This is a genomic window from Paractinoplanes pyxinae, assembly GCF_026626335.1.
GTDB classification, from domain to species: domain Bacteria; phylum Actinomycetota; class Actinomycetes; order Mycobacteriales; family Micromonosporaceae; genus Actinoplanes; species Actinoplanes pyxinae.
Window position 1 is genome coordinate 167,187 of sequence record NZ_JAPNTZ010000008.1, and the last position, 24,777, is coordinate 191,963.

22 protein-coding genes are annotated in these 24,777 nt (G+C 69.5%); 10 read left to right on the forward strand and 12 right to left on the reverse strand.

Going from position 1 to position 24,777, the window contains the following annotated elements; genetic code table 11:
* Positions 1-81: 81 nt before the first annotated feature.
* Together OWR29_RS23550 and OWR29_RS23555 are read right to left on the reverse strand one after the other, a co-directional pair.
* Positions 82-1,737, reverse strand: coding sequence for a sulfatase-like hydrolase/transferase (locus OWR29_RS23550; protein ID WP_267565354.1), 1,656 nt, complete (start codon positions 1,735-1,737; stop codon positions 82-84).
* A gap of 62 nt (positions 1,738-1,799) precedes the next feature.
* Complete coding sequence (locus OWR29_RS23555) at positions 1,800-3,251, reverse strand: aldehyde dehydrogenase family protein (RefSeq protein ID WP_267565355.1); 1,452 nt, start codon at positions 3,249-3,251, stop codon at positions 1,800-1,802.
* Between the two features lie 34 nt (positions 3,252-3,285).
* Between OWR29_RS23555 and OWR29_RS23560 the strand changes: the two genes are divergently transcribed.
* Positions 3,286-4,068, forward strand: a complete 783-nt coding sequence (locus tag OWR29_RS23560; RefSeq protein WP_267565356.1) for an IclR family transcriptional regulator — start codon at positions 3,286-3,288, stop codon at positions 4,066-4,068.
* A 45-nt stretch (positions 4,069-4,113) separates the two neighbouring features.
* Positions 4,114-5,577 (forward strand): benzaldehyde dehydrogenase, encoded by a 1,464-nt coding sequence (locus tag OWR29_RS23565; RefSeq protein ID WP_267565357.1) that lies wholly within the window; start codon positions 4,114-4,116, stop codon positions 5,575-5,577.
* On the opposite strand, the gene OWR29_RS23570 is transcribed toward OWR29_RS23565, so the two are convergent.
* From OWR29_RS23570 to OWR29_RS23590, 5 genes are all read right to left on the reverse strand, one after another.
* Positions 5,574-6,668 (reverse strand): hypothetical protein, encoded by a 1,095-nt coding sequence (locus OWR29_RS23570; protein WP_267565358.1) that lies wholly within the window; start codon positions 6,666-6,668, stop codon positions 5,574-5,576. The two genes, OWR29_RS23565 and OWR29_RS23570, sit on opposite strands and share 4 nt — an antisense overlap.
* A 374-nt stretch (positions 6,669-7,042) precedes the next feature.
* Positions 7,043-8,158 carry a S1 family peptidase gene (locus tag OWR29_RS23575; RefSeq protein ID WP_267565359.1) on the reverse strand — a complete coding sequence of 372 codons (1,116 nt, stop codon included), beginning with the start codon at positions 8,156-8,158 and terminating at the stop codon, positions 7,043-7,045.
* Positions 8,159-8,170: 12 nt separating this feature from the next.
* The gene (locus OWR29_RS23580) at positions 8,171-8,500 is read right to left on the reverse strand and encodes a CU044_2847 family protein (protein WP_267565360.1); all 330 of its coding nucleotides are present in this window, start codon (positions 8,498-8,500) and stop codon (positions 8,171-8,173) included.
* Positions 8,501-8,847: 347 nt separating this feature from the next.
* A complete protein-coding gene (locus OWR29_RS23585) occupies positions 8,848-9,216 on the reverse strand; it encodes a YciI family protein (RefSeq protein ID WP_267565361.1) in 369 nt (122 codons plus the stop codon).
* Positions 9,217-9,306: 90 nt separating this feature from the next.
* A complete protein-coding gene (locus OWR29_RS23590; RefSeq protein WP_267565362.1) occupies positions 9,307-10,113 on the reverse strand; it encodes a helix-turn-helix domain-containing protein in 807 nt (268 codons plus the stop codon).
* A gap of 89 nt (positions 10,114-10,202) precedes the next feature.
* Between OWR29_RS23590 and OWR29_RS23595 the strand changes: the two genes are divergently transcribed.
* The 3 genes from OWR29_RS23595 to OWR29_RS23605 are packed head-to-tail and all read left to right on the forward strand — an operon-like array spanning position 10,203 to position 12,852.
* Entirely contained in the window at positions 10,203-10,931 is a 729-nt protein-coding gene (locus OWR29_RS23595; RefSeq protein ID WP_267565363.1) for an SDR family oxidoreductase, read from the forward strand.
* Between the two features lie 33 nt (positions 10,932-10,964).
* Complete coding sequence (locus OWR29_RS23600; protein WP_267565364.1) at positions 10,965-11,735, forward strand: RNA ligase family protein; 771 nt, start codon at positions 10,965-10,967, stop codon at positions 11,733-11,735.
* Positions 11,725-12,852: an AAA family ATPase gene (locus OWR29_RS23605; RefSeq protein ID WP_267565365.1), complete on the forward strand. Its 1,128-nt coding sequence runs from the start codon at positions 11,725-11,727 to the stop codon at positions 12,850-12,852. The genes OWR29_RS23600 and OWR29_RS23605 overlap by 11 nt, the downstream gene beginning before the upstream one ends.
* Before the next feature lie 4 nt (positions 12,853-12,856).
* Here the strand turns inward: OWR29_RS23605 and OWR29_RS23610 are convergent, their stop codons facing one another.
* The 5 genes from OWR29_RS23610 to OWR29_RS23630 all read right to left on the reverse strand — a co-directional run bounded on the left by OWR29_RS23610 (position 12,857) and on the right by OWR29_RS23630 (position 18,772).
* A complete protein-coding gene (locus OWR29_RS23610; RefSeq protein ID WP_267565366.1) occupies positions 12,857-13,516 on the reverse strand; it encodes an endonuclease V in 660 nt (219 codons plus the stop codon).
* 72 nt (positions 13,517-13,588) lie between these two features.
* Complete coding sequence (locus tag OWR29_RS23615; RefSeq protein WP_267565367.1) at positions 13,589-15,565, reverse strand: beta-galactosidase; 1,977 nt, start codon at positions 15,563-15,565, stop codon at positions 13,589-13,591.
* A 21-nt stretch (positions 15,566-15,586) separates the two neighbouring features.
* Positions 15,587-16,930 (reverse strand): ABC transporter substrate-binding protein, encoded by a 1,344-nt coding sequence (locus OWR29_RS23620; protein WP_267565368.1) that lies wholly within the window; start codon positions 16,928-16,930, stop codon positions 15,587-15,589.
* Between the two features lie 22 nt (positions 16,931-16,952).
* Complete coding sequence (locus OWR29_RS23625) at positions 16,953-17,756, reverse strand: carbohydrate ABC transporter permease (protein WP_324291269.1); 804 nt, start codon at positions 17,754-17,756, stop codon at positions 16,953-16,955.
* Between the two features lie 113 nt (positions 17,757-17,869).
* On the reverse strand, positions 17,870-18,772 hold the full coding sequence (locus tag OWR29_RS23630) for a carbohydrate ABC transporter permease (RefSeq protein WP_267565370.1): 903 nt from the start codon (positions 18,770-18,772) through the stop codon (positions 17,870-17,872).
* Between the two features lie 188 nt (positions 18,773-18,960).
* Here OWR29_RS23630 and OWR29_RS23635 point away from each other — a divergent pair, with 188 nt between their 5' ends.
* The 5 genes from OWR29_RS23635 (at position 18,961) to OWR29_RS23655 (ending at position 24,733) form a co-directional block, all read left to right on the forward strand.
* Positions 18,961-19,959, forward strand: a complete 999-nt coding sequence (locus OWR29_RS23635; RefSeq protein WP_267565633.1) for a LacI family DNA-binding transcriptional regulator — start codon at positions 18,961-18,963, stop codon at positions 19,957-19,959.
* A 50-nt stretch (positions 19,960-20,009) separates the two neighbouring features.
* Positions 20,010-21,044 carry a toll/interleukin-1 receptor domain-containing protein gene (locus tag OWR29_RS23640; RefSeq protein ID WP_267565371.1) on the forward strand — a complete coding sequence of 345 codons (1,035 nt, stop codon included), beginning with the start codon at positions 20,010-20,012 and terminating at the stop codon, positions 21,042-21,044.
* Positions 21,045-21,057: 13 nt separating this feature from the next.
* Positions 21,058-21,930 carry a GIY-YIG nuclease family protein gene (locus tag OWR29_RS23645; protein WP_267565372.1) on the forward strand — a complete coding sequence of 291 codons (873 nt, stop codon included), beginning with the start codon at positions 21,058-21,060 and terminating at the stop codon, positions 21,928-21,930.
* 5 nt (positions 21,931-21,935) lie between these two features.
* A complete protein-coding gene (locus tag OWR29_RS23650) occupies positions 21,936-23,381 on the forward strand; it encodes a hypothetical protein (RefSeq protein ID WP_267565373.1) in 1,446 nt (481 codons plus the stop codon).
* A 95-nt stretch (positions 23,382-23,476) separates the two neighbouring features.
* Positions 23,477-24,733 carry an RICIN domain-containing protein gene (locus OWR29_RS23655; protein WP_267565374.1) on the forward strand — a complete coding sequence of 419 codons (1,257 nt, stop codon included), beginning with the start codon at positions 23,477-23,479 and terminating at the stop codon, positions 24,731-24,733.
* Positions 24,734-24,777: the final 44 nt, after the last annotated feature.

Here is a 24,777-nt window from a genome sequence, read left to right on the forward strand (position 1 = left end):
CCCGTGGGTCGTACGAAATCAGCCGCCCGTCAGCCTCGCAGTACGTCCAGCGTGGACACAAGGAACTTTCAGCAACGACTTTCAGCGCGGTCCCAGCGCCACCCCGTCCGACCTGCCGTAGGCCGCGAAGAACCGGTTCCGGAACTCGTCCATCCGCCAGACCGGACCGTTCGCCGCCGGCTTGAGCCCGTCGGTCCACCCCCACGACGCGATCCGGTCGAGCACCGCCGGATCCTTGGCGATGATCGAGACCGGCACGTCGTGGCTGGCGTTGCGACCCGTGATGATCGACATCGGCTGGTGGTCGCCGAACATGATGAGGACGGTGTTCTTGTCGCCGTGGTCGGCCGCCCACGAGGTGAGGCTGTCGACGGAGTAGGCGAGCGTTTTCGCGTACGCGGCCTGGGTCTTGACCGGGTCGGCCCAGAGCTCACTGCGCGGCGGCGCCCCGGCCACCTGCGCCTCGTACACCTTGCCGTCGCCGATCGCGTTCCACGGCAGCATCGACGGGATGTGCGTCCACGGCTCGTGGCTCGAGGTCAGCGTGATCTCGGCCATCAGCGGCTTGGTGGCCTTGGCGTACACGTCGCGCTGGAACTTGTCGAGCACGAACTGGTCGGGCATCCGCGACCAGCCGAAGTCGGGCCCCTTGTAGCCCATGTTCCGCGAGTCGTACACCTTGTCGTACCCGTAGAAACCGGCCTCCGGCCAGTCGGTGGTGTTGCCGGGTTCCATGCCCGCGGTCTGCCACCCGGCGTCCTTGAAGGCGCGGGTCAGCGTCAGCCGGTCGCCCTTGACCATCTCGTCGTACCGCCGCTGCGACGTGATCCACAGCCCGGACTGGAACGAGCCGTGGGCCAGCCAGCTGCCACCGCCGTAGGTCGACGACGTCAGCCAGCCCGTACGCGCGTGGAACCCCGCCTTCTCCAGCTTCGCGTTCGACGCGGCCAGGGCTGGGTTCACGATGGCCGACATGCCCGGGTCGGTCAGCGAGCTGTGTCCCAGGCTCTCGACCACGCCGATGATCACGTCTTTGCCCTGAAGACCGGAGACAAGGTCAAGGGCGGCAGTTCCCGCGTACGGGTCATGGCTCACAGCCGCAGCGAACTGCCGCTCGTCGCGGATCGTGACGGGGATCTGCCGCACTGTCGACTTGGCCAGCGTGAGGGCCGAGTCCGAGGCCACCGGCGCGTTGGGGAACAACGTCAGCCCGCTCAACGCCAGGGCGACCCAGGCCGCGCTCAGCCCGGCCAGCACCCGGCGCGCCGGAACCACGTGCCGCGTGCTCAGTCCGGCGAGGCGCACCGCCGACAGGACCAAGGCGGCGACCAGCCCGATCGTCAGCACGACAGCACCGATCACCGCGAGGTTCGCGTACGTGCGCCCATCCGTCTCGGTGAGCGCGTTGTACCCGTCGCGGAGCAGCGGCGTGTCGAGCACCGGGTCGAATTTGCGGCCGAGGACCGTACGGAAACCCGCATTGGCGATTTTGAGAACGACCAGCGCGGCGATACCGAGCCCGGCCACGACGGCGAACGGCTTGCGCCACCGGACGGGAAGAGCGAGCACGACAGCGCCGGCGAGGATCAGCTCGATCGGCAGACGCAGGAAAGCTCCCGGCAGGAACGCGCCCTCCTTGGCCCGGGCCACCGCGTCGGGCACGACCAGCGCGGCCACGATCAGCACGGCCGCGGCCACGGTCAGCAGGCCGCCGAGCAGGCGACGGATCTTCGGCAAAGCTGATCTCCCGGTTCGAGCGTGTGGCCTCGGTGGAGATACGGGCCGGAGCCGCTCAAGGTTCAGAACGGATAACCACGGCTTTTGTCGCGCATCGTGATCCATTGAAGATCGGTGAAGTCCTCGCTCGCGAACTGCAGCCCGAACCGGCCCCAGCCGCTGTCCTTGACCCCGCCGAACGGCATCTGCGGCTCGTCGTTGACGGTCTGGTCGTTGAGGTGCACGATGCCGACGTCGAGCCGCCGCGCGAGGTCGAGGCTGCCGTACGTGTCGGCCGAGATGATGCCGGCGGTGAGCCCGAAGCGCGAGGCGTTGGCCCGCTCCACCGCCTCGTCGCCGCCGGCCACCGTCTCGAGCAGCGCGACCGGCCCGAACGTCTCCTCGAAGGCGATCTCGGCGTCGGCCGGCACGCCGGTCAGCACCGTGGGCCGGTAGCAGGGCGGTTCGGCCACCCCACCGGTCAGCAGCCGGGCGCCCATCGCGACCGCCTCGTCGACCCGCCGCGCGACCAGGCTGAGCGCCCATTCGTTGATCAAAGGCCCGACCACCGTACGCGGGTCACCCGGGTCACCCACGGGCAGGGCGGCCACATTCGCCACGAACCGGGTGGTGAACTCCTCGGCCACCGGCGCCTCGACCAGGATGCGGCGGACGCACATGCAGATCTCGCCCTGGTGCACGAACGCGCCGTAGGTGGCGGCTTTGACGGCCAGATCGAGGTCCGCGTCGGCCCGCACAATGAGCGCGTTGTGCCCGCTGAGCTGCAGGATCGGCCGCTTGAGGTGCCGGGCCGCCAGTTCGGCCAGGCGTCGTCCGGTCACCGTCGAGCCGGTGAAACTGATACGCCGTACGAGCGGATGGGTCACCAGTTCCTCGGCGATCGCACCGGCGTCGCCCGGCGCGTGCGTGACCACGTTGACCGCGCCCGGCGGCAGCCCGGCCTCGGCGAACAGCTCCGCCCAGAGCACGCCCCCGGTGATCGGGGACTCCTCGGACGGCTTGAGCACCACCGTGTTGCCCAGCGCCAGGGGCCCGACGACCGCCCGCCCGGCCAGGCTCAGCGCCGCGTTCCAGGGGGCGATGGCCGCCACCACACCGACCGGCCGGCGCACGGCGAGCGCCCGGGTGCCCGGCACGTCGCTCGGCAGCAGTTGCCCGGTCGGCGCGTGCGCCAGGCCGGCCGCCTGCCGAAGCAGGGACAGGCAGAAATCCAGCTGCACCCGCCCGAAGTACGGCCCGCAGCCGGTCTCTGCCCTCAGGAGGTCGAGCACCTCGTCCTGCCTGTTTTCGAGGGCATCGGCTGCGCGCAGGAACACGTTCTGCCGCTCGCCCGGCGGCAGCTCGGCCCATCCCGGGAACGCGGCGTGGGCCGCCTCGATCGCGGCCCGCGCGTTGTCGGCATCCCCCGAGGCGACTTCGGCAATGACATCGCCGGTGTACGGGTCACGGTCCGCATGCCACCGGCCGTCGCTCACCGGGGCGCCGCCGATGTGATGCGAGACCTTGGCCGTCACGCCGGAAGCGTACTTCTGTGTTCGAATATTTGGAATGACGTCCCAGTCGCTCGAGCGCGGGCTGCGCATCCTCACCGAGTTCATCGAGAACGGCCCGGTCCTCGGCATCGCCGAGCTGTCCCGGGCGGTCGAGCTCAACCGCAGCACCACCCACCGGTACGTGGCGACGCTGGCCGGGCTGGGCTTCCTGCAGCAGGACCCGGACACCCGCAAGTACTCGCTGGGGCCGCGGGTGGTCGACCTCGGGTTCGCGGCGATCAGCTCGATGGAGATCACCGGGGTGGCCGCGGCTCATCTGCAGACACTGTCCGACGAGACCGGCTGCGCGGCGAGCATGGCGGTTCTCGACGGCGCCGACATCGTGTACGTCGAGCGAAGGCGCAGCCGGCGGCCGGCCGGGCTCGCCGTCGACCTGAACCTGCACGTCGGGTCGCGGCTGCCGGCGTACTGCACCTCGATGGGCAAGGTGCTGCTCGCCTACCGGGATCCCGTGTCGCTGCGGCCGCTGCTCGACCGCATGGACCTGGCCCGGCGCGGGCCGCGGACGATCACCGTACGCGAGCAGTTGGTCTCGGCCCTAGCTCAGGTGCGTCAGGCCGGGCTCGCGGTGAATGACGAAGAGCTCGCACCCGGGTTGCGGTCGCTGGCGGCGCCGATCCGCGACCGCTCGGGGCACGTCGTGGCGGCCATCAACCTCGCGGTGCAGCTGACGTCGTGGACCACCTCGGTCGACGCGGTGGTGGCCAAACTGTCCGAACCCTTGCTGCGTACGGCGGCCGAGATCTCGCACCAACTCGGCTACCGTTCGAACATGTGAAACACCGTATTGATCGGTGGGAAACGCGTGCTTAAAGTCGCGGCCATGGCGCTCCTGGACGAGAACCGATGGCACGACCTGATCTTCACCGACGGCGGGTGGCGAGCCGGCAGCGGCGAGACCATCGACGTCATCGAGCCGGCCACCGGCGGCGTATTGGGCCGAGTAGCCCTGGCCACCCCGGACGACGTGGCCGCGGCCGCCGATTCCGCAGCCGCAGCTCAGCGCGAGTGGGCCGCCAAGCCGCACTTCGAGCGGGCCGCCGTGCTGCGCCGGGCCGCCTCGCTCTGGGCCGAGCACGCTGAGGAAATTTCGTGGTGGAACATCCGCGAGGTCGGCGCCGTCCCGGGCATGGCCGGCTTCTCGGTGCACACCGCCGAGCAGGAGTGCTGGGAGGCGGCGTCGCTGCCCGGCCGCCCGTACGGTGAGCTGATCCCCTCGGGCGAGCCGCGACTGTCGATGACCCGGCGCTATCCGGTCGGCGTGGTGGGCGTGATCGCCCCGTTCAACGTGCCCATCATCCTGGCCATCCGGTCGGTCGCCCCCGCCCTGGCCCTGGGCAACGCCGTGCTTCTCAAACCCGATCCGCGTACGGCGGTGACCGGCGGCCTCGTTCTGGCGCGCATCTTCCAGGAGGCGGGCCTGCCCGACGGCCTGCTCCAGGTGCTGCCGGGCGGCCGGGACGTCGGCGAGGCCGTGGTCACCCACCCGCGCGTGCCGGTCATCTCGTTCACCGGCTCCACCACGGCCGGCCGCCGCGTGGGCGAGCTCGCCGGCAGCCACCTCAAGCGGGCCCACCTCGAACTCGGCGGCAACTCGGCCCTGGTCGTGCTGTCGGACGCCGACGTCGACACCGCGGTCAACCTGGCCGCGTGGGGCAGCTGGTTCCACCAGGGTCAGATCTGCATGACCACGGGCCGTCACCTCGTACACGAAAGCCTCTACGACGACTTCGTGGAGCGGCTGGCCGACAAGGCATCCAAGCTGCCGGTCGGCGACCCCGCCCGCGACGAGGTCGCGCTGGGCCCGGTCATCGACGCCGGCCAGCGCGACAAGATCCACGGTCTGGTCACCTCAAGCGTCGGCGGCGACGTGCGGCTGGCCGCCGGCGGCGAGTTCGACCAGCTCTTTTACCGCCCGACCGTGCTGGCCGGCGTGACCGCGTCGACGCCCGCCTTCGCCGAAGAGATCTTCGGACCGGTCGCGCCGGTGGCCCGCTTCGGCAGCCTGGACGAGGCGGTGGCCCTGGCCGGCGAGTCGGAGTACGGCCTGTCGCTGGGCATCGTCACCCGCGACGCCATGCGCGGCGTCGAACTGGCCGACCGCATCCCGACCGGGATCGTCCACATCAACGACCAGACGGTCAACGACGAGGCCAACGCGCCGTTCGGTGGCGTGGCCGCGTCCGGCACCGGTTCCCGCTTCGGCGGGGCCGAGGCCAACATCGAGGCCTTCACCGAGACCCGCTGGATCACCGTGCGCAGCCAGGCCGCCCAGTTCCCGTTCTAGGTTCTGATCTTCTGGATGCCGCGCTTGACCTTGCCGGCGGCGCGGCGGCGGAAGCGTTCGATCGGGCTCACGCGGGGCTCGGGCACCAGGCCGTGCAACTGCTCGGCGTGGCTGATCATGCCGATGATGGTCTCGATGGCCGTCTCGAGCAGCTGGTCGTGGCGCACCTGGCTCGGTGTGGGCTGCGGCTCGGGGTCGACCGGGCGCAGCTCGGCCAGGTCGCCGACCACCTCGCACGGGTAGTCGTCGAGGTCCTTGATCTGCTCCTCGGCCAGATCGAGGACCCACTCGGCGCGCTCCGGTCCGACGCCGAAGCGCAGCTGGTTCTCGCGGTTCTTGAGTACGGCGTCGACGAGGTGCCGTTGCACCGCGCGCTGGTAGGGCGCCCGGTGCGGGTAGCGGTCGCCCAGCGCCTGGTTGACCCGGCGCAGCACCTCGACCTCGGCCGCGCCCAGCGAGGTGTTCACGCCCATCGGCACGGTCAGGTCGCAGACGCCGTCCGGGATGCCGATGACCCCCGCGAACCGCCGCCACAACGTGTCCCGCGGCGCGCCCGGCCCCGGCACGGTGATCAGGTGCCGGTTCTCGGCGGGCACCAGGTCGCCCCACCGGCGCAGCATCCGGTTGGCCGTGTAGTGCTCCCAGAAGTCCTCGAACCGCCCCCGCTCCACGGCCGCGATGAAGTCGTCGAAGCTCCACACGCTGCGCGCCCGGATGCTCTGCTGCCACATCGACGGAAAGGTCCGCCACAGGTCCCGGGCCGCCACGATGATGTGCACCTCGGCCGGCTGCAGGCTGCGCACCGCCCGCGCCGCCTGCGCGCTGGTGGCCGCGCCCAGCCCCTCGTTGGTGATCACGACGTCCCCCGGCCACGACGCCGCCTTGGCCGTGAGCCGATCCCACGACCAGGCCGGCGTGGCGTGCCAGGGCAGTTCGCGCAGGTCGGCCATAGCCTCGTCGTGCGCTGAAAACTTGCCGGGCAGCAGGATGCCCGCACGCTGCAACGGCTCCACGTTGTTCCAGAGCACATTCTGGACGTAGGTACTACCCGTCTTGGGCGCCCCGATATGAACAAACACGCGTCGTGCCATGCCGCCCCCCAAAGCGCCGTCGTTCGCTTCAGCACAACGTGCGCGAACGCCCCAGGTGGCGGCTTTGAATGCATTGTGTAGAACCTGTGATCTTGCGCCTCCCCACAACCCAGCGACGCCCTTTGATCACAAGCCCACCACAGCCAGCGACCCCGCTCACGGCACACACCCAGCCGCCGCGCGGTCCTTCCTCCAACTTTCACCCACTCGGGTCGTACACACTCACGGCTCGACCAACTCGAGCAGCGCAACATTTCTCGGACGGCTTGGGCGTCGCAATCGACGTGGTCTTACTTATCGGCACCATGATCGCGGTGCTGTTCCAGTAACCCGCCCGCGGTATGTCGCAGTGCAACGCTTATTGCTCCCATCAGCTACGCAGAGGATTCCCTGGCGAAGAGGCCGCCGGAGGCCATGAGCGTGATGCGCCGAGCCGCATACTCGGCAATAGCAGGCCCGTTTCTTCGCGGATAGACGTGCGTCAACCAGACCGGCTTTTTACCCTTAGGCACGAGACGAAGGGATTCCGGGATGGGATAGACGCCGTGGGCACCGATAGGAGGCTTGTAAGTAACTCGGTGAAGGTCCTGATAGCGGTGATGACGGATGACCAGGCGCCCGAAGGGAATCTTGAAAACATACAGCAGGCGACGGTCGGACGCCGCGATCAGCCAAGGCACGAAGTCCCCTCCCGGCGTGAGCGCCGATGCCGCGGTAGCTAGAAATCGCACCAGCTCACCAGTCTCGAGTTCATTCGCCAGCGCCTCGAATGCGCCGGGTGCAACAGTCAACGAGGTGAACGTATCTGTGCGGTGCCGCTTGACTTCCGCTAACCGATCGGGATTGAAGGCTTCCACAAGATCGTCGACCGCGTGAGGTTGACTTTGCGAAGTCTTCGCTGCTTGAACAAGAGCAGCAGCGGGTATCAGGTAAGCAATCTGTCGATGCGGATCGCTATCCGCTGCCGCCGCAATTCCAACCGCAACCGCTCGTTGCGTGTCCCAAACCGGGGTCCCGCTGAAGCCAGGCCGAAACCAATATGCGGCAAGATTGCGTCCCTCAACCTGCACGTAGTTGTCCGTGCGAACTTCTCCCACAGTCCCAGACACCCATTGCCCCACTCCGCCACCCGAGCCGTCATGGGGAAAGCCAAGGGCGGCCACCTCAGACCCGAAGCGATGCACGCCGATGGATGCCCAGTCGTCGCTGCCAACGTTCGGCGACTCCAAAATCGCGATGTCGCCTCCAGATGTACCGTCACCCGGTATCCAGCCGACCACATCCGCGGCCATGCTGCCGCTATGTGGTGAGTCCCTGAACGGGAAGCGGATGGCGATGCTGGCGTTGGGACGTGCAACCTGCCCCCGGTGGCCGAGTGCGTAGGCGACCACATGCGCGCACGTGAATATCAGCCCGCCTTCGCAGAGTACCCCGGCGCCGACCACAGCCTGGTCCCCGCGGCGTAATACCTGGACGATCGCCGATCGCACTGTAACCTTCCTCTACCTCGACGTGGGCCGCACCCACTTGACTGCCACCTGAAACGTGGCCTCGCCAGTAGTTTTGGCAATGATTGCGCCCAGATCAGCGGAAAATTTGACGCCGAACGTCAGCTGAGTTTCGTCGGGATGCTGGGGGATTTCGCCGAGCTTTCGGATCGCAATCGTCGCTGCCGCCACCACTCGGTCGAGCGACTCGGCCAGGGATCTTTCAGCTCGCCGGGCTACCGTCCCGGGCTCGATACCGATCGGCACAACTCCAGCGTCGCGGCTGTCCACCTCGATCACCACAGCTCCGTCGTCATTCAGGTCAAAGCCGACCAGCGTGTCCATTCGCGCCTCCTTGGCTGCACCAGGAGACTAAGTTCCGAAAACTGAGCGAAGTGCCTCCTTTTTGTCTGCCCTTGTGTCAGATCAACGCGTCTGAACACCCAACCCGCCGTCAAGGTTTCCTAGACACAATGGCTCGGCGCTAAACGGCACGGCGATACAACGGCTTACCGGCCCGACGGCTTTCCGGTCCACGGTGCGCGCGAACCAGCGGTGGATGTCCGATCTTGGCTCGGCCAACGCAGAGTTCAGAGTGATCTTCGAGCAGTCCGCGATGGCGACCTCCAGCGACCGAGCACCCCCGTAAGACGAGGCCGGTCTGTCGCGTTTTCCAAGCCAGAGTGTGGCTGTCAGCCTTCGGCGCGGCGGAGTATTGCTTCCATCTCTGGGTCTGGCAGCAGTTCGCGCACTTCTTGGGGGCACTGGCAGGCGGCGGCGATCTTGGCTGCCCACTTCAGCGCCTCGTCGCGCGAAGGCACGTCTACGACTACCAGGCCGCCGATGACCTCCTTGGTTTCCGGGTATGGGCCGTCGGTTACCAGGCCGTCGGTGGCGACGATGCTCGCCCTTTGGCTTTCGAGGCCGGCGCCGAAGACGAAGACTCCTGCGGTCACGGCCTCGTCGATCACGGCGTGGGCGGTCTGGCCCACCTCGCCCAGGTCTTCGGGCTTGATGTGGTCCATGCCGCCGTCGTCGAACGTGATCAGGTACCGCGTCATGCCATGACTCCTTTGCCCCGGCGGCCTCGGCCGGCCGCCTCTCACCTGTTCCACGAACGAGCCACCGCGGACCCGACACCGCGCGACACATTAAACGGCGAGCGACGCCAGCAAGCGCAGCTTCTCGGCGCTTCCGCTGCCTTCGTCCGGGTAGTAGAGCACCAGCAGAACCTCGCCCACCGGCAGCTTGTCCCGGTTCAGCCGCAGCGCCCCCACCACCGGATGGTTGACCGTGATCGAGCCGCCCTCCAGTTCGCGGACGTCGTGCCGGGCCCACAGCCGCCGGAAGCGTTCGCTGGCCAGCGACAGCTCGCCGACCAGCTCGACCATTCGAGCGTCGTTGGCGCCGTCGCCGGCAGTTTTTCTGAAGGCGGCCACGAACCCGGCCGTCGCCGCCTCCCAGTTCTGGTGGAAGGCCCGCTCCTCGGGGTCCAGCAGCAGCGAGCGCAGCCGGTTCTCGCCCGGCCGCAGGCGTGGTGACAGTGCGACTGCCAGCGGGTTGGAGGCCAGCACGTCGAACGACCGGCCCTCGATGAACGCCGGCACCTCGACCGCCGCCAAGAGGTGACGCAGCCGGGCCGGCACCCTTTGCGGTGGGCGGCGGGGGCGGGGGCGGGCCGCGGTCAGGCCGAGCAGGTAGTCGCGTTCGACGTCGTCCAGTTCGAGCACCCGGGCCAGCGCCTCGAGGACCTGCGGGGACGGGTTCCGGTCGCGTCCTCGTTCCAGCCTCAGGTAGTAGTCGGGGCTGATGCCGGCCAGCAGCGCCACCTCTTCGCGGCGCAGGCCTTTGACCCGGCGGTTGGCGCCGGCCGGGATGCCCGCCCGTTCCGGCGTGACCAGTTCGCGCCGGGCTCGCAGGTACGCCCCGAGCCGGTTGGACGCGTCGTCGGCACTCACCAGGATCACGGTAGTCGTGGACGCTGTCCGGAGAGGGGGTCCCAGCAGGGCCTGCCCAGTGGCGCCGGTCCGGGTTGACGATCAACGGCATGGACATCACGAATCGCACTGTCTTCATCGCCGGCGGCACGTCGGGCATCGGGCTCGGGCTGGCCCGGCGCTTCGCGGCCGCCGGCAGCACCGTCGTCGTCGGCGGGCGCCGCACCGGCCCGATCGACGGCCTCACCACCGTCGAGGTCGACGTCACCGATCCCCAGTCGGTCGAAAAGGCCCGGGATCAGGTGCTCGCCGACCACCCCGGCCTGGACGTCGTGGTCACGATGGCCGGCGTCATGCTGACCGAGGATCTGCGCGACCCGGCCCACTTCGCCGCGGCCGAGACCACCATCTCGACGAACGTGCTCGGCACGATCCGGGTCATCGACGCCTTCACCGCGCACCTGATCGGGCGCGGCAACGGCGCCATCATCACGGTCTCGTCGGGCATCGGCTTCCTGCCCTTCCCCCTCATGCCGACGTACGCCGCCTCCAAGGCCGCCGTCCACGCGTACTCGGAAGCTCTTCGCGCCCAGCTCGACGGCACCGGCATCGAAGTGGCCGAGCTGGTTCCGCCCGCCGTGGCGACAACGCAGGCGAATTCGAACGCGCTGCCCCTCGACGACTTCCTCGACGAGGTGACCGGCTTGCTGTCCGAGCAGCCCACGCCGCACGAGATCCTGGTCAAGGGCGTGCTCATGCATCGCTGGGCCGAGCGCGACGGCACGTACGCCGACCTGGTCGCCCAACGCTCGAAGCCGTTGGCCAGCAGAATTAAGTAGCCCCGGGCCGTCGCACGCCGGTACAAACAGCGGGTGATCAGCAAGTACCCCCGGACGCCGCATCTGGCCGGCTCCCGCCTGCAACCGGGCGACGAAGACCTGTCGCAGGTGCCGTTCGCCGAGGTGCAGGGCCGGCACCTGGTCGTCGAGGAGAAGCTGGACGGCGCCAACGCGGCCATCAGCTTCACCGGCGACGGCAAGCTGCGGCTGCAGTCGCGGGGGCACTTCCTGTCCGGCGGGCCCCGCGAGCGCCAGTTCGCGCCGCTCAAGTCGTGGGCGAACCTGGTCGCGCCCCTGCTGTGGCCGATCCTCGGCGCGCGGTTCGTGCTCTACGGCGAGTGGCTGTACGCCAAGCACACGGTCTTCTACGACGCTCTGCCGCACTACTTCTGCGAGTTCGACATCCTCGACCGTGAGAACGGCACGTTCCTGGACACGCCGTCGCGGCAGACGATGCTGGCCGGCACTCCTGTTGTCAGCGTGCCGGTGCTGCGGTCCGGAGCCTTCGCGACGATCGGCGAGCTGACCGGGCTGATCGCGCCCTCGACCGTACGCACACCGGCCTGGCGCGAGTCGCTGAGCGCGGCCGCGGCCAAGGCGGGCGTGCGCGTTCCGCCGACCGACCCCAGCGACGACATGGAGGGCCTGTACGTCAAGGCCGAGTCGGACGGGCGGGTGACCGGCCGCTACAAGTGGGTGCGGGCCGGTTTCTCGCAGGCGATCCTGGAGTCCGGCGAGCACTGGGCCGACCGCCCGATCGTGCCCAACGGCCTGGCCGACCCGGCGGTGATGTATGCGATCTGACTGGACTGTGTTCGCCGAGCTGTGCCCGTCCGGGCCGTCCTGGACGGTTCCGTGGTCGCGCATCGAGGGCGAGTTCGCCTGGATCCGGCGCCTGCGCGGGGTGCCGCAGGACGCGGTGCACCACGCCGAGGGCGACGTCGCCACGCACACCCGGATGGCCGCCGAGGCGCTGGCCGCCCAGCCTTCCTGGCGCGAGCTGCCGGCCGGCGACCGGGTGCGGCTGTTCGCGGCGGTGCTGCTGCACGACGTGGCCAAGCCGGACTGCACGCGCACCGATCCCGACGGCCGCATCACGGCGCACGGCCACTCCCGCCGCGGCGATCTGGCCGTGCGCCGGATCCTGTGGGAGCTCGACGCCCCGCGGGCCTGGCGCGAGCACGTGGCCGCGCTCGTTCGGCACCACCAGGTGCCGTTCTGGGCGTTGGAGCGGAACGACCTGGAGCAGATCGTGCTGCGGGTGAGCCTGCTGGCCAGCAACCGTGATCTGGCGATGCTGGCCGACGCCGACATCACCGGCCGGATCTGCGGCGACCGGGACGAGGTGCTCGAGAACATCGAGCTGTTCCGCGAGTACTGCGCCGGCCTCGGCGTGCTCGATCAGCCGTGGCCGTTCGCCTCCGACCACGCCCGGTTCCAGTATTTCCGTACGCCGGGAAGGGATCCGGGGTATGCGGCGTACGACGACACCCGGCTCACCATGACCGTGCTGTCCGGCCTGCCCGGCGCGGGCAAGGACACCTGGGCCGACACGTACGCCGGCGACCGCCCGGTGATCAGCCTGGACGCGATCCGCACCCGCCTGGGCATCAAGCCGACCGACGGTCAGCGGGCCGTGGCCGCCGCCGCGCACGAGGAGGCCCGCGTGCAACTGCGCGCCCGCCGCGACTTCGTCTGGAACGCCACCAACATCTCGCGCCAGCATCGGGAGCTCTGCATCGGGCTGGGCGCGGCCTACCACGCGCGGGTCGAGATCGTGGCGCTGGAGGTCGGCCCGGACGCCCTGCGGCAGCAGAACTCGGGCCGCGAGGCGTCGGTGCCGGAGGCGGTCATCGGCCGGCTGATCGGCAAGTGGGAGGCGCCGGACGTGACCGAGGCCCATCGGGTCCGGCTCGGCTGAGCGGTCACAACGAGCGCAGGACGCTGCGCGACAGGATGTCGGCCTGGCGGGTCGGTTCGGGGATGCGGTAGCGGCCGCTGAGCCGCAGCGTCAGGTCGCTGCAGTCGTCCAGCCCGATGCGATGGCCGGCCGACACGTAGACGGGTTTCACCCCCGATTGCGTACGCACCACCCGCCCGACGATCTCGCCGGCATCCACCAGGTCGGCCGCGTCGCCCCGCGCGGGGCCCGGCGGGTCTGAGCTCCCGACGAAGGCGGTCTTCGCCACGCCGTACGAGGGAAGGTCGAGCAGGACGCCCAGGTGGCAAGCCAGCCCGAACCGCCGTGGATGGGCCAGCCCGTAGCCGTCGCAGATCAGCAACGACGGCGGCGTGGACAGGCGCTCGATCGCGGCCAGCAACAGGGGAACCTCGCGAAAGGCCAGCAGACCCGGCACGTACGGGAAACGGGCCTCGCCGGCGAAGGTGGCCACCTCGACGACCTCCAGGGTCGCCACCTCGACCACGACGGCCGCCGCCACCGACGGCTCCCCATAGGTGACGTCGAGCCCGACCACCGTACGCGGAAGCTCGACAGCCGACGCCGGGATGACCAGCCGCGACCGCAGCGAGTCCTGGATCAGCTCCGCCTCGGCCACGCTCGCGGGCTCGGTGAAGGGCAGCACCCTCAAGACGATACGAGGCAGCCCGGCGGCGAACGGATCGCCACCGGGCTGCCTCACGCGCCTGGCTGGGACTCAGGCGCGGAGCACCGCCACTCCCCTGGCGGTGAGAGTGCGGCCGGCCTCGCCCAGAGCGGCGAGATCGACCGGTTCCTCGGTGCGGTTGATCACGAAGGTGAAGGCGCCACGCACGGCCAGTTCGACCTTGCCGCGCAGCTCCTCGGGCAGGTCGGAGCTCACGCCGGCCCGGGCCAGCAGCTCGCCCAGCACCGGCACGAGACCGTCGGGGCCGAGGCGGGTCGACACGTACGCGGCCGAGCCGTCGCCCACCGGACGCCGGGTGATCGCCGGGCGGCCCGCCTGGTCGCCCGTCTTGTACGTGGCGAGAACCGCCGTTTCCTCGTCCGTGGCCGAGATGCGGTCGGTCCACAGCGTGCCGGTCAGCCCGTTGTCGAGTTCGGCCGTGTCGCCCTCCAGCAGCGGCCCGAACTCCTCGATCCGGATGCCGAGCAGGTCGCGCAGCGCGCCCGGGTAGCCGCCGAGCCAGATGTGGTCGTTCTCGTCGACGATCCCGGAGAAGTAGGTGCTCACCAGGTGGCCGCCGTTTTCCACGTACGAGGTGAGCTGCGCACCCAGCGAGGCGGGCACCACATGCAGGATGGGGGCCACCACGACGTCGTACCCGTCGAGCGACGCCCCGGCCGGAACCACGTCGGCCCGGACGCCCAGCTCGAGGAACGCCGTGTACCAGTCCAGGGCCTCCTGGCGGTAGCGCAGCTTCTCGGTCGGGTGCGAGTCCTGCTCGACGGCCCACCACGAGGTCCAGTCGAACAGGATGGCCGCCTTGGCCGGCGTGCGCGGGGTGCCGGCGAGGTCGGCCAGCGAGCGCAGCGTCTCGCCGAGCCCCACGACGTCGCGGAACAGCCGGCTGTCGGTGCCGGCGTGCGGGTACATGGCCGAGTGGTACTTCTCGGCGCCCGCCCGCGACTGCCGCCACTGGAAGTAGCAGACCGCGTCGGCGCCGTGCGCCACATGGGTGAGCGAGTCGCGCTCGAGCTCGCCCGGCTTCTTGGCCAGGTTGATCGGCTGCCAGTTCACGGCCGACGTCGAGTGCTCCATGAGGAACCACGGCTTGCCGCCGGCCAGGTTGCCGGTGAGGTTGGCCGAGAACGACAGCTCGTCCAGGGTCTGCCGGCCGGGCAGCCGGTAGTGGTCGTTGCTGACGAAGTCGACCTCGCCCGCCCAGTCGGCGTAGTCCATGCCTTTGGTCTCGCCCATGACCATGAAGTTGGTGGTCACCGGGATGTCCGGGGTGATCTCGCGCAGCAGGTCACGCTCGGCCCGCAGGTAGTCCTTGAGCGCGTCCGACGAGAACCGCTTGAAGTCCAGCTGCTGGGTCGGGTTGGGGTGGGTGGCCGCCTGCCGCGGGGGCAGGATCTGCTCGAAGTCGGTGTACCACTGCGACCAGAACGCCGTGCCCCACGCCTCGTTGAGCTCGTCGATCGACGCGTAGCGGGCCCGCAGCCAGGTGCGGAACGCCGCCGCCGCGTCGTCCGAGAAGTCGTACACGTTGTGGCAGCCCAGCTCGTTGCTGACGTGCCAGGCCACCACGGCCGGGTGGTTGCCGTAGCGCTCGGCCATCGTCCTGACCAACCGCAACGCGTGGGAACGGAAGATCGGCGAGGTGGGCCGCCACTGCTGACGGCCGCCGGGCCAGATCGTGTTACCGCGAACGTCCACCGGCAGGACGGAAGGGTAGGCGGTGGTCAGCCACGGCGGCGGCGAGGCCGTCGCCGTGGCCAGATCGACCGAGATCCCGTTGGCGTGCAACAGGTCGATCGCCTCGTCGAGCCAGCCGAAGTCGTACTCGCCTTCGGCCGTTTCGAGGCGCGCCCACGAGAAGATGGCGAGCGAGACGACGGTGACGCCGGCCTCGCGCATCGCGCGAACGTCCTCGTCCCACGTCTCACGGGGCCACTGCTCGGGGTTGTAGTCCGCGCCGTACTCGATCCGGGGGTCTCCCGACCGGCGCAACCAACGGGGGTGTGACACGAAATCTCCCAGTGGAGCTAGTTACTTGACGGTGAAGCCCTGCTCGTTGCCGTACTTGGCGCTCTGGTCCTGCCAGGCCTTCAGCCCGTCGGCGAGCGTGGTGTTGGAGACGTAGGCCTTGCCCGCGGTGTCGTTGAAGACGCTGTTCGAGTAGACCTGGAACGGCAGGTACGACCAGCCGGTGACGACGTTCTGGGCCGACTTGGCGAAGATCTCGTTGGCCTTCTGGCCGCCGAAGTACTCGAACTCGTCGCCCAGCCACTTCGGGTCGGCCAGGGTCTTGCTGGTGGCCGGGAAGGCGCCGCCGTCGACGCGGATCTGCACGCCGTCACCGTCGTTGGCGTACTTCAGGAAGCCGTAGGCCAGCTCCTTGTTGGCGCCCTTGTCCATGATCGAGAGGGCGCTGCCGCCGTTCTCGGCGCTGGCGTTCTGACCGGCCTGCCACTGGGGCAGCTCGGCCGCGCGCCACTTGCCCTTACCGGCCGGGGCGCTGGTCACGAAGTTGGCCGGCATCCAGGCGCCGGTGGCGACGGTGGCGATCGAGCCGTTGCCCATGCCCTGGAACCACTGGTCGCTCCAGGAGCTGATCGGGGCGAGCAGCTTCTCGCTGATCAGCGTCTGCCACACCTTGACGAACTCCTGCGAGCCCGCGTCCTGGAAGTTGATCGTGACGTTGGTGCCGTCGACCTGGTACGGCTTGCCGCCGGCCTGCCAGATGAGGCTGGTCGTCAGGCCCGCGTCGCCGGTGTCGTTGGTGATGTAGACCTTCGGGTCGGCCTTGTGCAGCTTGCGCGCGGCCTCCAGGTACTCGGTCCAGGTCTTGGGGACCTCGATCTTGTACTTGTCGAAGACTTCCTTGTTGTAGTACAGCGCCATCGGACCCGAGTCCATGGGCAGGCCGTAGACGCCGCCGCTGTTGTTGACCGAGTTCCACGGGCCGGGGTTGAAGTCGGCCTTGAGGGACTCGGCGCCGTACGAGTTGAGGTTGGTCAGCGCCTTGCCGATCGCGAACTGCGGCAGCGCGTAGTACTCGATCTGACCGACGTCCGGCACACCCTTGCCGGCCGCGATCGCGTTCTGCAGGGCGGTGTACTGCTTGTCGCCGGTGCCGGCGTTGACCAGGTCGACCTTGACGTTCGGGTACTTGGCCTGGAACTTCGTGACGACGTCCTTGAGGGTGGGCTCCCAGGCCCACACGGTCAGGGTGCCGCCCTTCTGCAGGGCGTCCTCGACCTGAGCGTCGGTGACGGTCGCGCCGCCGCCGGAGGAGCCGGAGGACGACGAGTCGTCCCCGCCGCCGCCACAGGCGGCCAGGGCCAGGACGGCAGCCGACGCAGCGGCCGCCACCTTGATGAATCGGGACATGTGAGGCGGGTCCTTTCGGTGGTTATTCCTTGACGGAGCCGGCGGCCAGGCCGGACTGCCAGTAGCGCTGCAGCGAGAGGAACGCTGCGAGGAGCAGGACGACGGTGATGAGCGAACCGGTGATGACCAGGTTGAAGACGGCCTCGCCACCAGCGGTCGCGGCCTGCGCGTTCCACGAGTTGAGGCCGACGGTCAGCGGGTACCAGTCCGGGTTCTTGAGCATGATCAGCGGCAGGAAGTAGTTGTTCATCGTCGCGACCATGGTGAAGAGCAGGGTCGTGATGATGCCGGGCATGAGCAGCGGCACGCTGAGGCGGAACAGCGTGCGGAACTCGCCGGCCCCGTCGACCCGGGCCGCCTCGAGCATCTCGGTCGGCACCGCCTGGGCAGCGAAGGTCCACATCAGGTACAGGCCGAACGGCGAGATCAGGGACGGGATGATCACGGCCCACGGGGTGTTGGTGAGGCCCATCTTGCTGAACATGAGGAACGTCGGGACGGCCAGCGCGGTCGGCGGCACGGCCACGGCGCCGATGACGATCGCGAAGACCGCCTTCTTGCCCACGAAGTCGAACTTGGCCAGCCCGTAGCCCGCCAGCAGAGCCAGGAACGTCGCCCCGCCCGCGCCGACCAGCACGTACAGGGCGGTGTTGCCGAGCCAGCGCAGGAAGATGCCGTCGTTGTAGGTGAACGTGTCGGCGATGTTGCTGAAGAACGCGAACTTGCCGTCGTCGAACCACAGGCCGAACGACGAGAACAGCCCCTCCTGGCTCTTGGTCGAGTTGATCAGCAACCAGGCCAGCGGGAACAGCGAGTAGACGGCCATGATCGCGGTGAGCACGGTCAGCAGCACGCTGCCCTTGCGGCGCGGCTTCTTCGAGGACAGGGTCACCGGCTTCGACGTACGGGTTTCGGTCCGCGCGGGAGTCGTCGTTGTCATCAGAGGTCCTTCGTCCCGCGCAGCTGCACCACATAGGCGACGACCATGGTGATCAGCGCCATCACGACCGCGACGGCCGCGGAGTAGTTGATCTGCTGGCCCGAGAAGGTCAGGGAGTAGGCGTAGAAGTTCGGCGTGAAGTACGTGGTGATCGCGTTCGGAGCCAGGTTGCGCAGGATGGCCGGCTCGTTGAACAGCTGGAAGCTGCCGATGATCGAGAAGATCGTGGCGATGACGAGCGCGCCCCGGATGGCCGGCAGCTTGATCGAGCGGATGATCCGCACCTGGCCGGCGCCGTCGATGGCGGCCGACTCGTAGAGCGACTTCGGCACGACCTGCAGGGCCGAATAGAAGATCAGCATGTTGTAGCCGACGAACTGCCAGGTCGAGATGTTGCCGATCGAGGCCAGGATGAGGCTGGGCTTGAGCGGGTCGGGCAGCGTGATGCCGAGCGCGTCGTTCAGGTTGCCGATCAGGCCGAACTGCGAGCCGTAGATGAAGCCCCACATGAGCGCGGCCACGACGGCCGGCACCGCGTACGGCAGGAAGATCGACACCCGGAAGAAGCTCTTGCCGTAGAGGCGGCCGCTGTCCAGGGCGAGGGCGACCAGCAGGGCCAGGAACAGCATGATCGGCACCTGGACGACCAGGAACAGCCCGACCCGGCCGACGCCCGACCAGAACTGCGGGTCCTGCAGCGCCTGGGTGTAGTTGTCGAGGCCGACGAACGCGTTGCCGCCGATGAGCCGGTTGCGGTACAGGCTCAGGTAGATGGCGTAGACGATCGGGGCCAGGAAGACGAGGGCGAAGACGATCATGAAGGGGCCGACGAACTGCCAGCCCCGGTAGGAGCGCCGCACGCGCCTGGTCGCCGGCGGCGCTGCCGCGATTGGAACTGCCATCTGCCTCATCCCGTCCTGCCCGGAGGGCCGTCCTGCCCGGATCACCCTGATGTTTACGCAAACATGACGCGCCGCGAGCCGTTCGACAATGTTTCTTTCAGTTCACTGCTGTGATGTTTGCGTAAACATGCGGGTGATAGTTTCACCGAGTGCAGCGAACGTCAAGCAACCGTCGTCGCGGCGTCTCGATGGCCGACGTGGCGCGTCTAGCTGGGGTGTCCGCCCAGACGGTCAGCCGGGTCTCGACCGGTCATCCCGGCGTGCTCGAGTCGACGCGTCGCGAGGTACTGAACGCGATGCAACAACTTGGCTATCGACCCAATAGTGCCGCGCGTGCGTTGAAACGCGGGGAATTTCGCACGATTGGTGTCATCTTGTTCACACTCGCGACCACCGGCAACAGCCGCACGGTCGAGGCGATCGCCGCGCACGCCGCCCGCGAGGGCTACGCGATCACGCTCATCCCGGTCGCCGTGCCGACCCAGGACGGGGTGCTCGGCGCCTTCACCCGCCTCGGCGAGCTGGCCGTCGACGGCATCGTCGTGATCATGGAAGTGCACCTGCTCGACGCGGCCGACCTGACGCTGCCGCCGGGCGTGCCGGTCGTGGTGGTCGACTCCGACGCCGGCGACCGCTACCCGGTCGTCGACGCCGACCAGGCCGAGGGCGCTCGCCAGGCGGTCCGCCACCTGCTCAAGCTCGGTCACGAGACGGTCTGGCACGTCACCGGCCCGGACGAGTCGTTCTCCAGTGCCCGCCGGGCCCAGGCCTGGCAAGAGGTGCTGGAAGAGGCCGGCCGCCCGGTGCCCCCGTGCGAGCACGGCGACTGGTCGGCCGAGTCGGGCTATCGCGCCGGGCTCAAGCTGGCCGCCAGGCCCGAATGCACGGCGATCTTCGCGGCCAACGACCAGATGGCCCTGGGCGTGCTGCGCGCCCTGCACGAGGCCGGCCGCCGCGTGCCCGAGGACGTCAGCGTGGTCGGCTTCGACGACATCCCCGACGCCGGCTCGTTCACGCCCCCGCTGACCACGATCCACCAGGACTGGGCCGAGATCGGCCGGCGCTGCGTCCAGGGCCTGCTCGAGCAGATCAACCGGCACACCCTGCGACCGGGCACGGTCCTGATCCCGACGGCGCTGATCGAACGCGAGAGCGCCGCGCCGCCGCCAGCGGATCAACGACAGTAACTTGCTTCGGCGACCGCCGAGCGGCTTGGATGCTGCCTCGGGAGGTCGACATGGGCAGCGTTCAACTGGTGCACGGCGACATGTTCACGCGGCCGTGCGACCTCATCGTCCTGCCCTGCTCGACGGTCGGCAGCGCGACAAGGTTCGTGGCGCAGCGGCTGCGGGAACACGACATCGCCTGGCCCACCCCGGCCCAGCTGGGCACGGTCAAGATCAGCCGGTTCGACGGCGCCCAGAACCTCGCCCAGCAGGTGGCCTGGGCGACCTCGGTCAAGGGCGGCGGCAGTGACCTGCGCATGATCGAGAAGATCGGCCGCCGCCTGGGCGAGGCCACGACCGAGGCGCCCTACCCGCAGAAGATCGCGGCGCCGCTGCTCGGTACCGGAGCCGGCCATCTGGCGCCGGAGGACGTGCTCGACCGGCTCACCGCCGGCTTCCTGGCCACCGCCTCGCGGGAGGCCACGCTCCGGATCTTCGTGCTGGCCCGTGAGACGTACGACGACCTGGTGCGCCACCGCGACGGGCTCCCGGCCTCGGACCAGCCCTCCCCTGCCGTACGGAAAGCCCTGCCCGACGCCCGTGATCGAGAAGCGCAGCGGGTGCACACCTCGGCGGAACCGGTGCGGGTCTTCATCAGCTACACCGCCGACACGCCCGCGGTGAAGACGTGGGTGCGTGACCTCGGCGCCTTCCTGCGGGCCAGCGGCGTCAACGCGCGCCTCGACATCTGGCACCTGATGGTCGGCATGAACCTGCAGCAGTGGATGCAGAACGAGATCACGCAGGCCGACCGGGTCGTGCTGGTCTGCACCGAGGCGTACGCGAAAAGGGCCGACGACCTCGACGGCGGCCTGGCCTACGAGATCAAGCAGATCCAGGAGGACATCGGCGCCAAGAACGAGCAGCTCAAATACCTGCCGCTGGTGTGGTCGGCCGACGTGACGAAGGCGCTGCCGATCTTCCTCAAGCCGTACCTGTACGTCCACTGGCCTCCCACCGGCGACGACACCGAGGCCCGGCGCCGGCTTCTCGAGGCGATCCTCAGCCGCCAGGAGGAGGCTCCCCCGATCGGCGCCTACATCTGAGTAGTCTGCGGCCATGAAGAACCTGCCGGCCGCGCCGGGCGTCTACCGGTTCCGCGACGCCGGCGGCCGCGTGCTCTACGTCGGACGGGCGACGCATCTGCGCAGCCGGGTCGCCTCCTACTGGGGCGATCTGCGCGACCGGCGGCATCTGCGGCGCATGGTTCCCCAGGTGGCACGGGTCGAGGCGGTGGCCTGCGACTCGGTGCACGAGGCGGCCTGGCTCGAACGCAACCTGCTCGAGCGCTCGAAGCCGCGGTGGAACCGGATCCGCGGCGGCATGGAGGCGCCGTTCTGCATCCGCATGTCGCCGTCGAAGATCGAGCTCGTGCACTGGCGGCCCGGCGTGGTGGCCGATTTCGGTCCGTACCTGGGTGGCACGCAGGCCCGGCTGGCGGTGTCGGGGCTCGAGCGGGTGCTGCCGTTGCGCTACACGGGCGACCGGCTGGACGGCGGGTTGCGCGATCTGGCCCGCCTGCGCGGCGTGCGCCCCGAGGACCGCGACGCGATCTCGGCGCGTCTGACGGCCGTGCTGCGGCGTGAGGTCGCGGCGCTTTCCCACGTACGAGATGAGTTGGCCCGGTGGCGCGACCGGGCCTCGGCGAACACGGCGTTCGAGCTGGCCGGCCGCATCCAGCAAGAGATCGAGGCGGTCGAGTGGATCGTGGCCGAGCAGAAGGTCACGATGCTGACGCCCGGTTCCGACGCCGAGATCTATGGGTACGCCGACGGGGTGCTCGTGAAGTTCCAGGTGCGCGCCGGACGGCTCGACCGGTGGGAGCAGCGGGCGTGCGCACCGGCCGCCGCGAAGCGCTTCCTCGCCCGTACGCCGCCGGAATGGTCCGAATTCGCGGCCCGCAACGCGGAACTGGCGCGCTCCCTAAACTGACCGATGTGGATACGGTCGGGACCCTCCTGACCCAGCTGGTCGGGCAGCGCGGGCTGCTCGGGGTGGCCCTGCGCGCCCGCCTCACCCCGTGGCAGCTGCGGCAATACCTGTCGGGCGCCGCCCTGCCGCCGACCACCGCGCCCCTGGAGGCCATCGGCAACGCCTGCGGCGCCGACGAGCCGCGGCTGGAGGCGCTGGTCGAGGCTTGGTATCAGCAGACGCACCCGCCCATCAAGGTGGAGCACCAGGGCTACCTGTTCCGCGACGACCGCCGCGGCTCGCCCGGCCTGCCGCCGCAGGGCCTGTACTACCGGGTTCTGCACGCGGTGTGGCTGCGGACGGGCAAGCTGCGGCCGATCCCGGGTCAGGAACCCGGGGCCGAGGTGGCGCTGCGCGAGTGGCATTTGGATCGGCTGCAGTCCGACGCCGACCTCCGCGCGTCGGTCCGGGCCCAGCTCGCACCCGGCGTGGACGACCGCGCGTGGCGGGCCGACGGGCCACCCGATCCGGACGCGCTGGAACGGCGCGTCGCCGCGGCCGGGCTGGACGTGCTCGGCGCCGGGCTGCTGCACCCGGACGAGGCGATGCGGAACCGGGCCCGGGCGATCGCGTCGCGGCCCGGTCGCCCGCCGCAAGCTTCCCGGCACTGGGAGGCCGCCCTGGCCTGGCGTCCGTGGGAGGCGCCACCGGCCGCGCCGGCCTGGCTCACGAAGGTGGAGACGGCGGCCGAGATCCTGGCCGAGGTCCCCGTACGGGCCGACCCGCGGTGGCTCGAGTGGGCCTGGCGGACGGCGCCGGCCGACCGGGAAACGGCGGAGGCGGGAATCAGGGCCTGTTACCGGCTCGACGGACTGGCCGAGCCCGCGACGATTGTGTGGGCCGACTCGCCGTACACCGCGGTCATGCTGCGCCGGTTGGCCGCGCCGCTCTATGACGGCGATCCCCCGCTCCGGGACCCGGCCCTCCGCATGACGAGGGAGCTGCGGACGCTGCTGGGCGTGGCCGAGGTGACGTGCGCCCGGCCGACCATCCCGATCGACGTGAACAACCATCTCGAACTCACCGGCCGGAACGCGGTCATGGCGACCGACCCGCTGCGCGCCCGCGCAGCCCTGGAGGAGGCGGCCCGGCACCTGCCCCGTCCGCGGCCACGCCTGGGCCCGGGAGTGCCGCCCCCGGCCGAGCCGAACGACCGCTACCACCACCTGCCCGGGCAGAGCCTGGCCCCGTGGCTCGACATGGCGACCCGGCTGGTCGAGACGGTGGCGGCCACCGGCCATCCGCTGGGCGAGCTGCCGCAGCGGCTGGCCGCGTACGCCGCCGCCAACTCGGCCGGGCCGTGGTGGCCGGGGCGGCGCGTGGTGATCGTGGCCGAGCGGCCGGTCGCGGTCGAGGCCGGGCCCGTGCTCCGGTGGTCGGACGGAACCGCGTACGAGCCTTTTGGAAATTAGATTAACTATTGCTTGTATCAAGCCCTGTCGATGCCTCAGGATGGGGACGCGGCGCCGCATCCCCATCCCCCGCATTCATCCCCTGAGGTATCGCCATGCGTCTGCTCCAACGCGCCCTAGCGGCGGCCGCCCTACTGCTCGCCTCGCTGGCTTTCCCCGGCCCGCCCGCGCACGCCGCCGACCCGTTCAAGGTGCTCGCGTTCTACAACGGAACGTGGGACGCCGCGCACATCGACTTCGACAAGGAAGCCCGCGAGTGGTTCCCGCAGGCGGCCGCCCAGAACGGCTTCACCTGGGAGGCCACCACGGACTGGAGCCGGCTTAGTGCCTCGGGTCTGGCCGGCTACAAGGTCATCATGTTCCTGGACGACGCGCCGCCCGCGAACCGCCGGGCCGCGTTCCAGCAGTACATGGAGAACGGCGGCGGCTTCCTCGGCTTCCACGTCAGCGCGTTCACCACGAACGCCGGCGACTGGAGCTGGTACTACAACACCTTCCTGGGCTCGGGGAACTTCGCCACCAACACGTGGGGCCCGACCGCCGAGACGCTGCGGCTGGGCACCCACCCGACCACGGCCGGCCTGCCCGCGACCATCCAGTCCTCGGTCAGCGAGTGGTACTCGTGGAGCCGCGACCTGCGCCAGAACCCCGACATCGACATCCTGGCCTCGATCGACGCGTCCAGCTTCCCGGTCGGCACCGACCCCAATCAGCAGTGGCGCAGCGGCTACTACCCGCTGATCTGGTCCAACCGCAACTACAAGATGATCTACACGAACTTCGGCCACAACGGCATGAACTACGAGACCAACACGCGTACGTCGTCCACCTTCGCCAGCGCCCAGCAGAACACCTGGCTGATCAACGCCATCAAGTGGCTGGCCACCGGCACCACGACGCCGCCGCCCACCGACCAGCCCATCGACCCCGCGGCGTGGTACCCGGTCGTCAACAAGAACAGCAACAAGTGCGTCGACGCCCGCGCGGCCGGAACGGTCAACGGAACCGCCATCCAGCAGTACGCCTGCAACAACAGCACCGCCCAGCAGTACCAGTTCGCCCCCACCAGCAACGGCTACGTCCGCATCAACCAGCGCGGCAACGCCGCCCAGGCCCTGGACGTCACCAACGTCTCCACCGCCGACAACGCCCCCATCCAGACCTGGACCTACAGCGGGGGCGCCAACCAGCAGTGGCAGCCCGTCGCCGAAGGCGGCGGCTACTACCACTTCGTGAACCGCAACAGCGGCAAGTGCCTGGACGTCCCGGCGGCCTCTCAGGCCGACAGCGTCCAGTTGGTTCAGTACGCCTGCAACGGGACCGCCGCCCAAAGCTTCCGCCTCACCCGCTGACACCCCGGCCCCGCGACTCTCGGGTCGCGGGGCCTTTCGAGGGC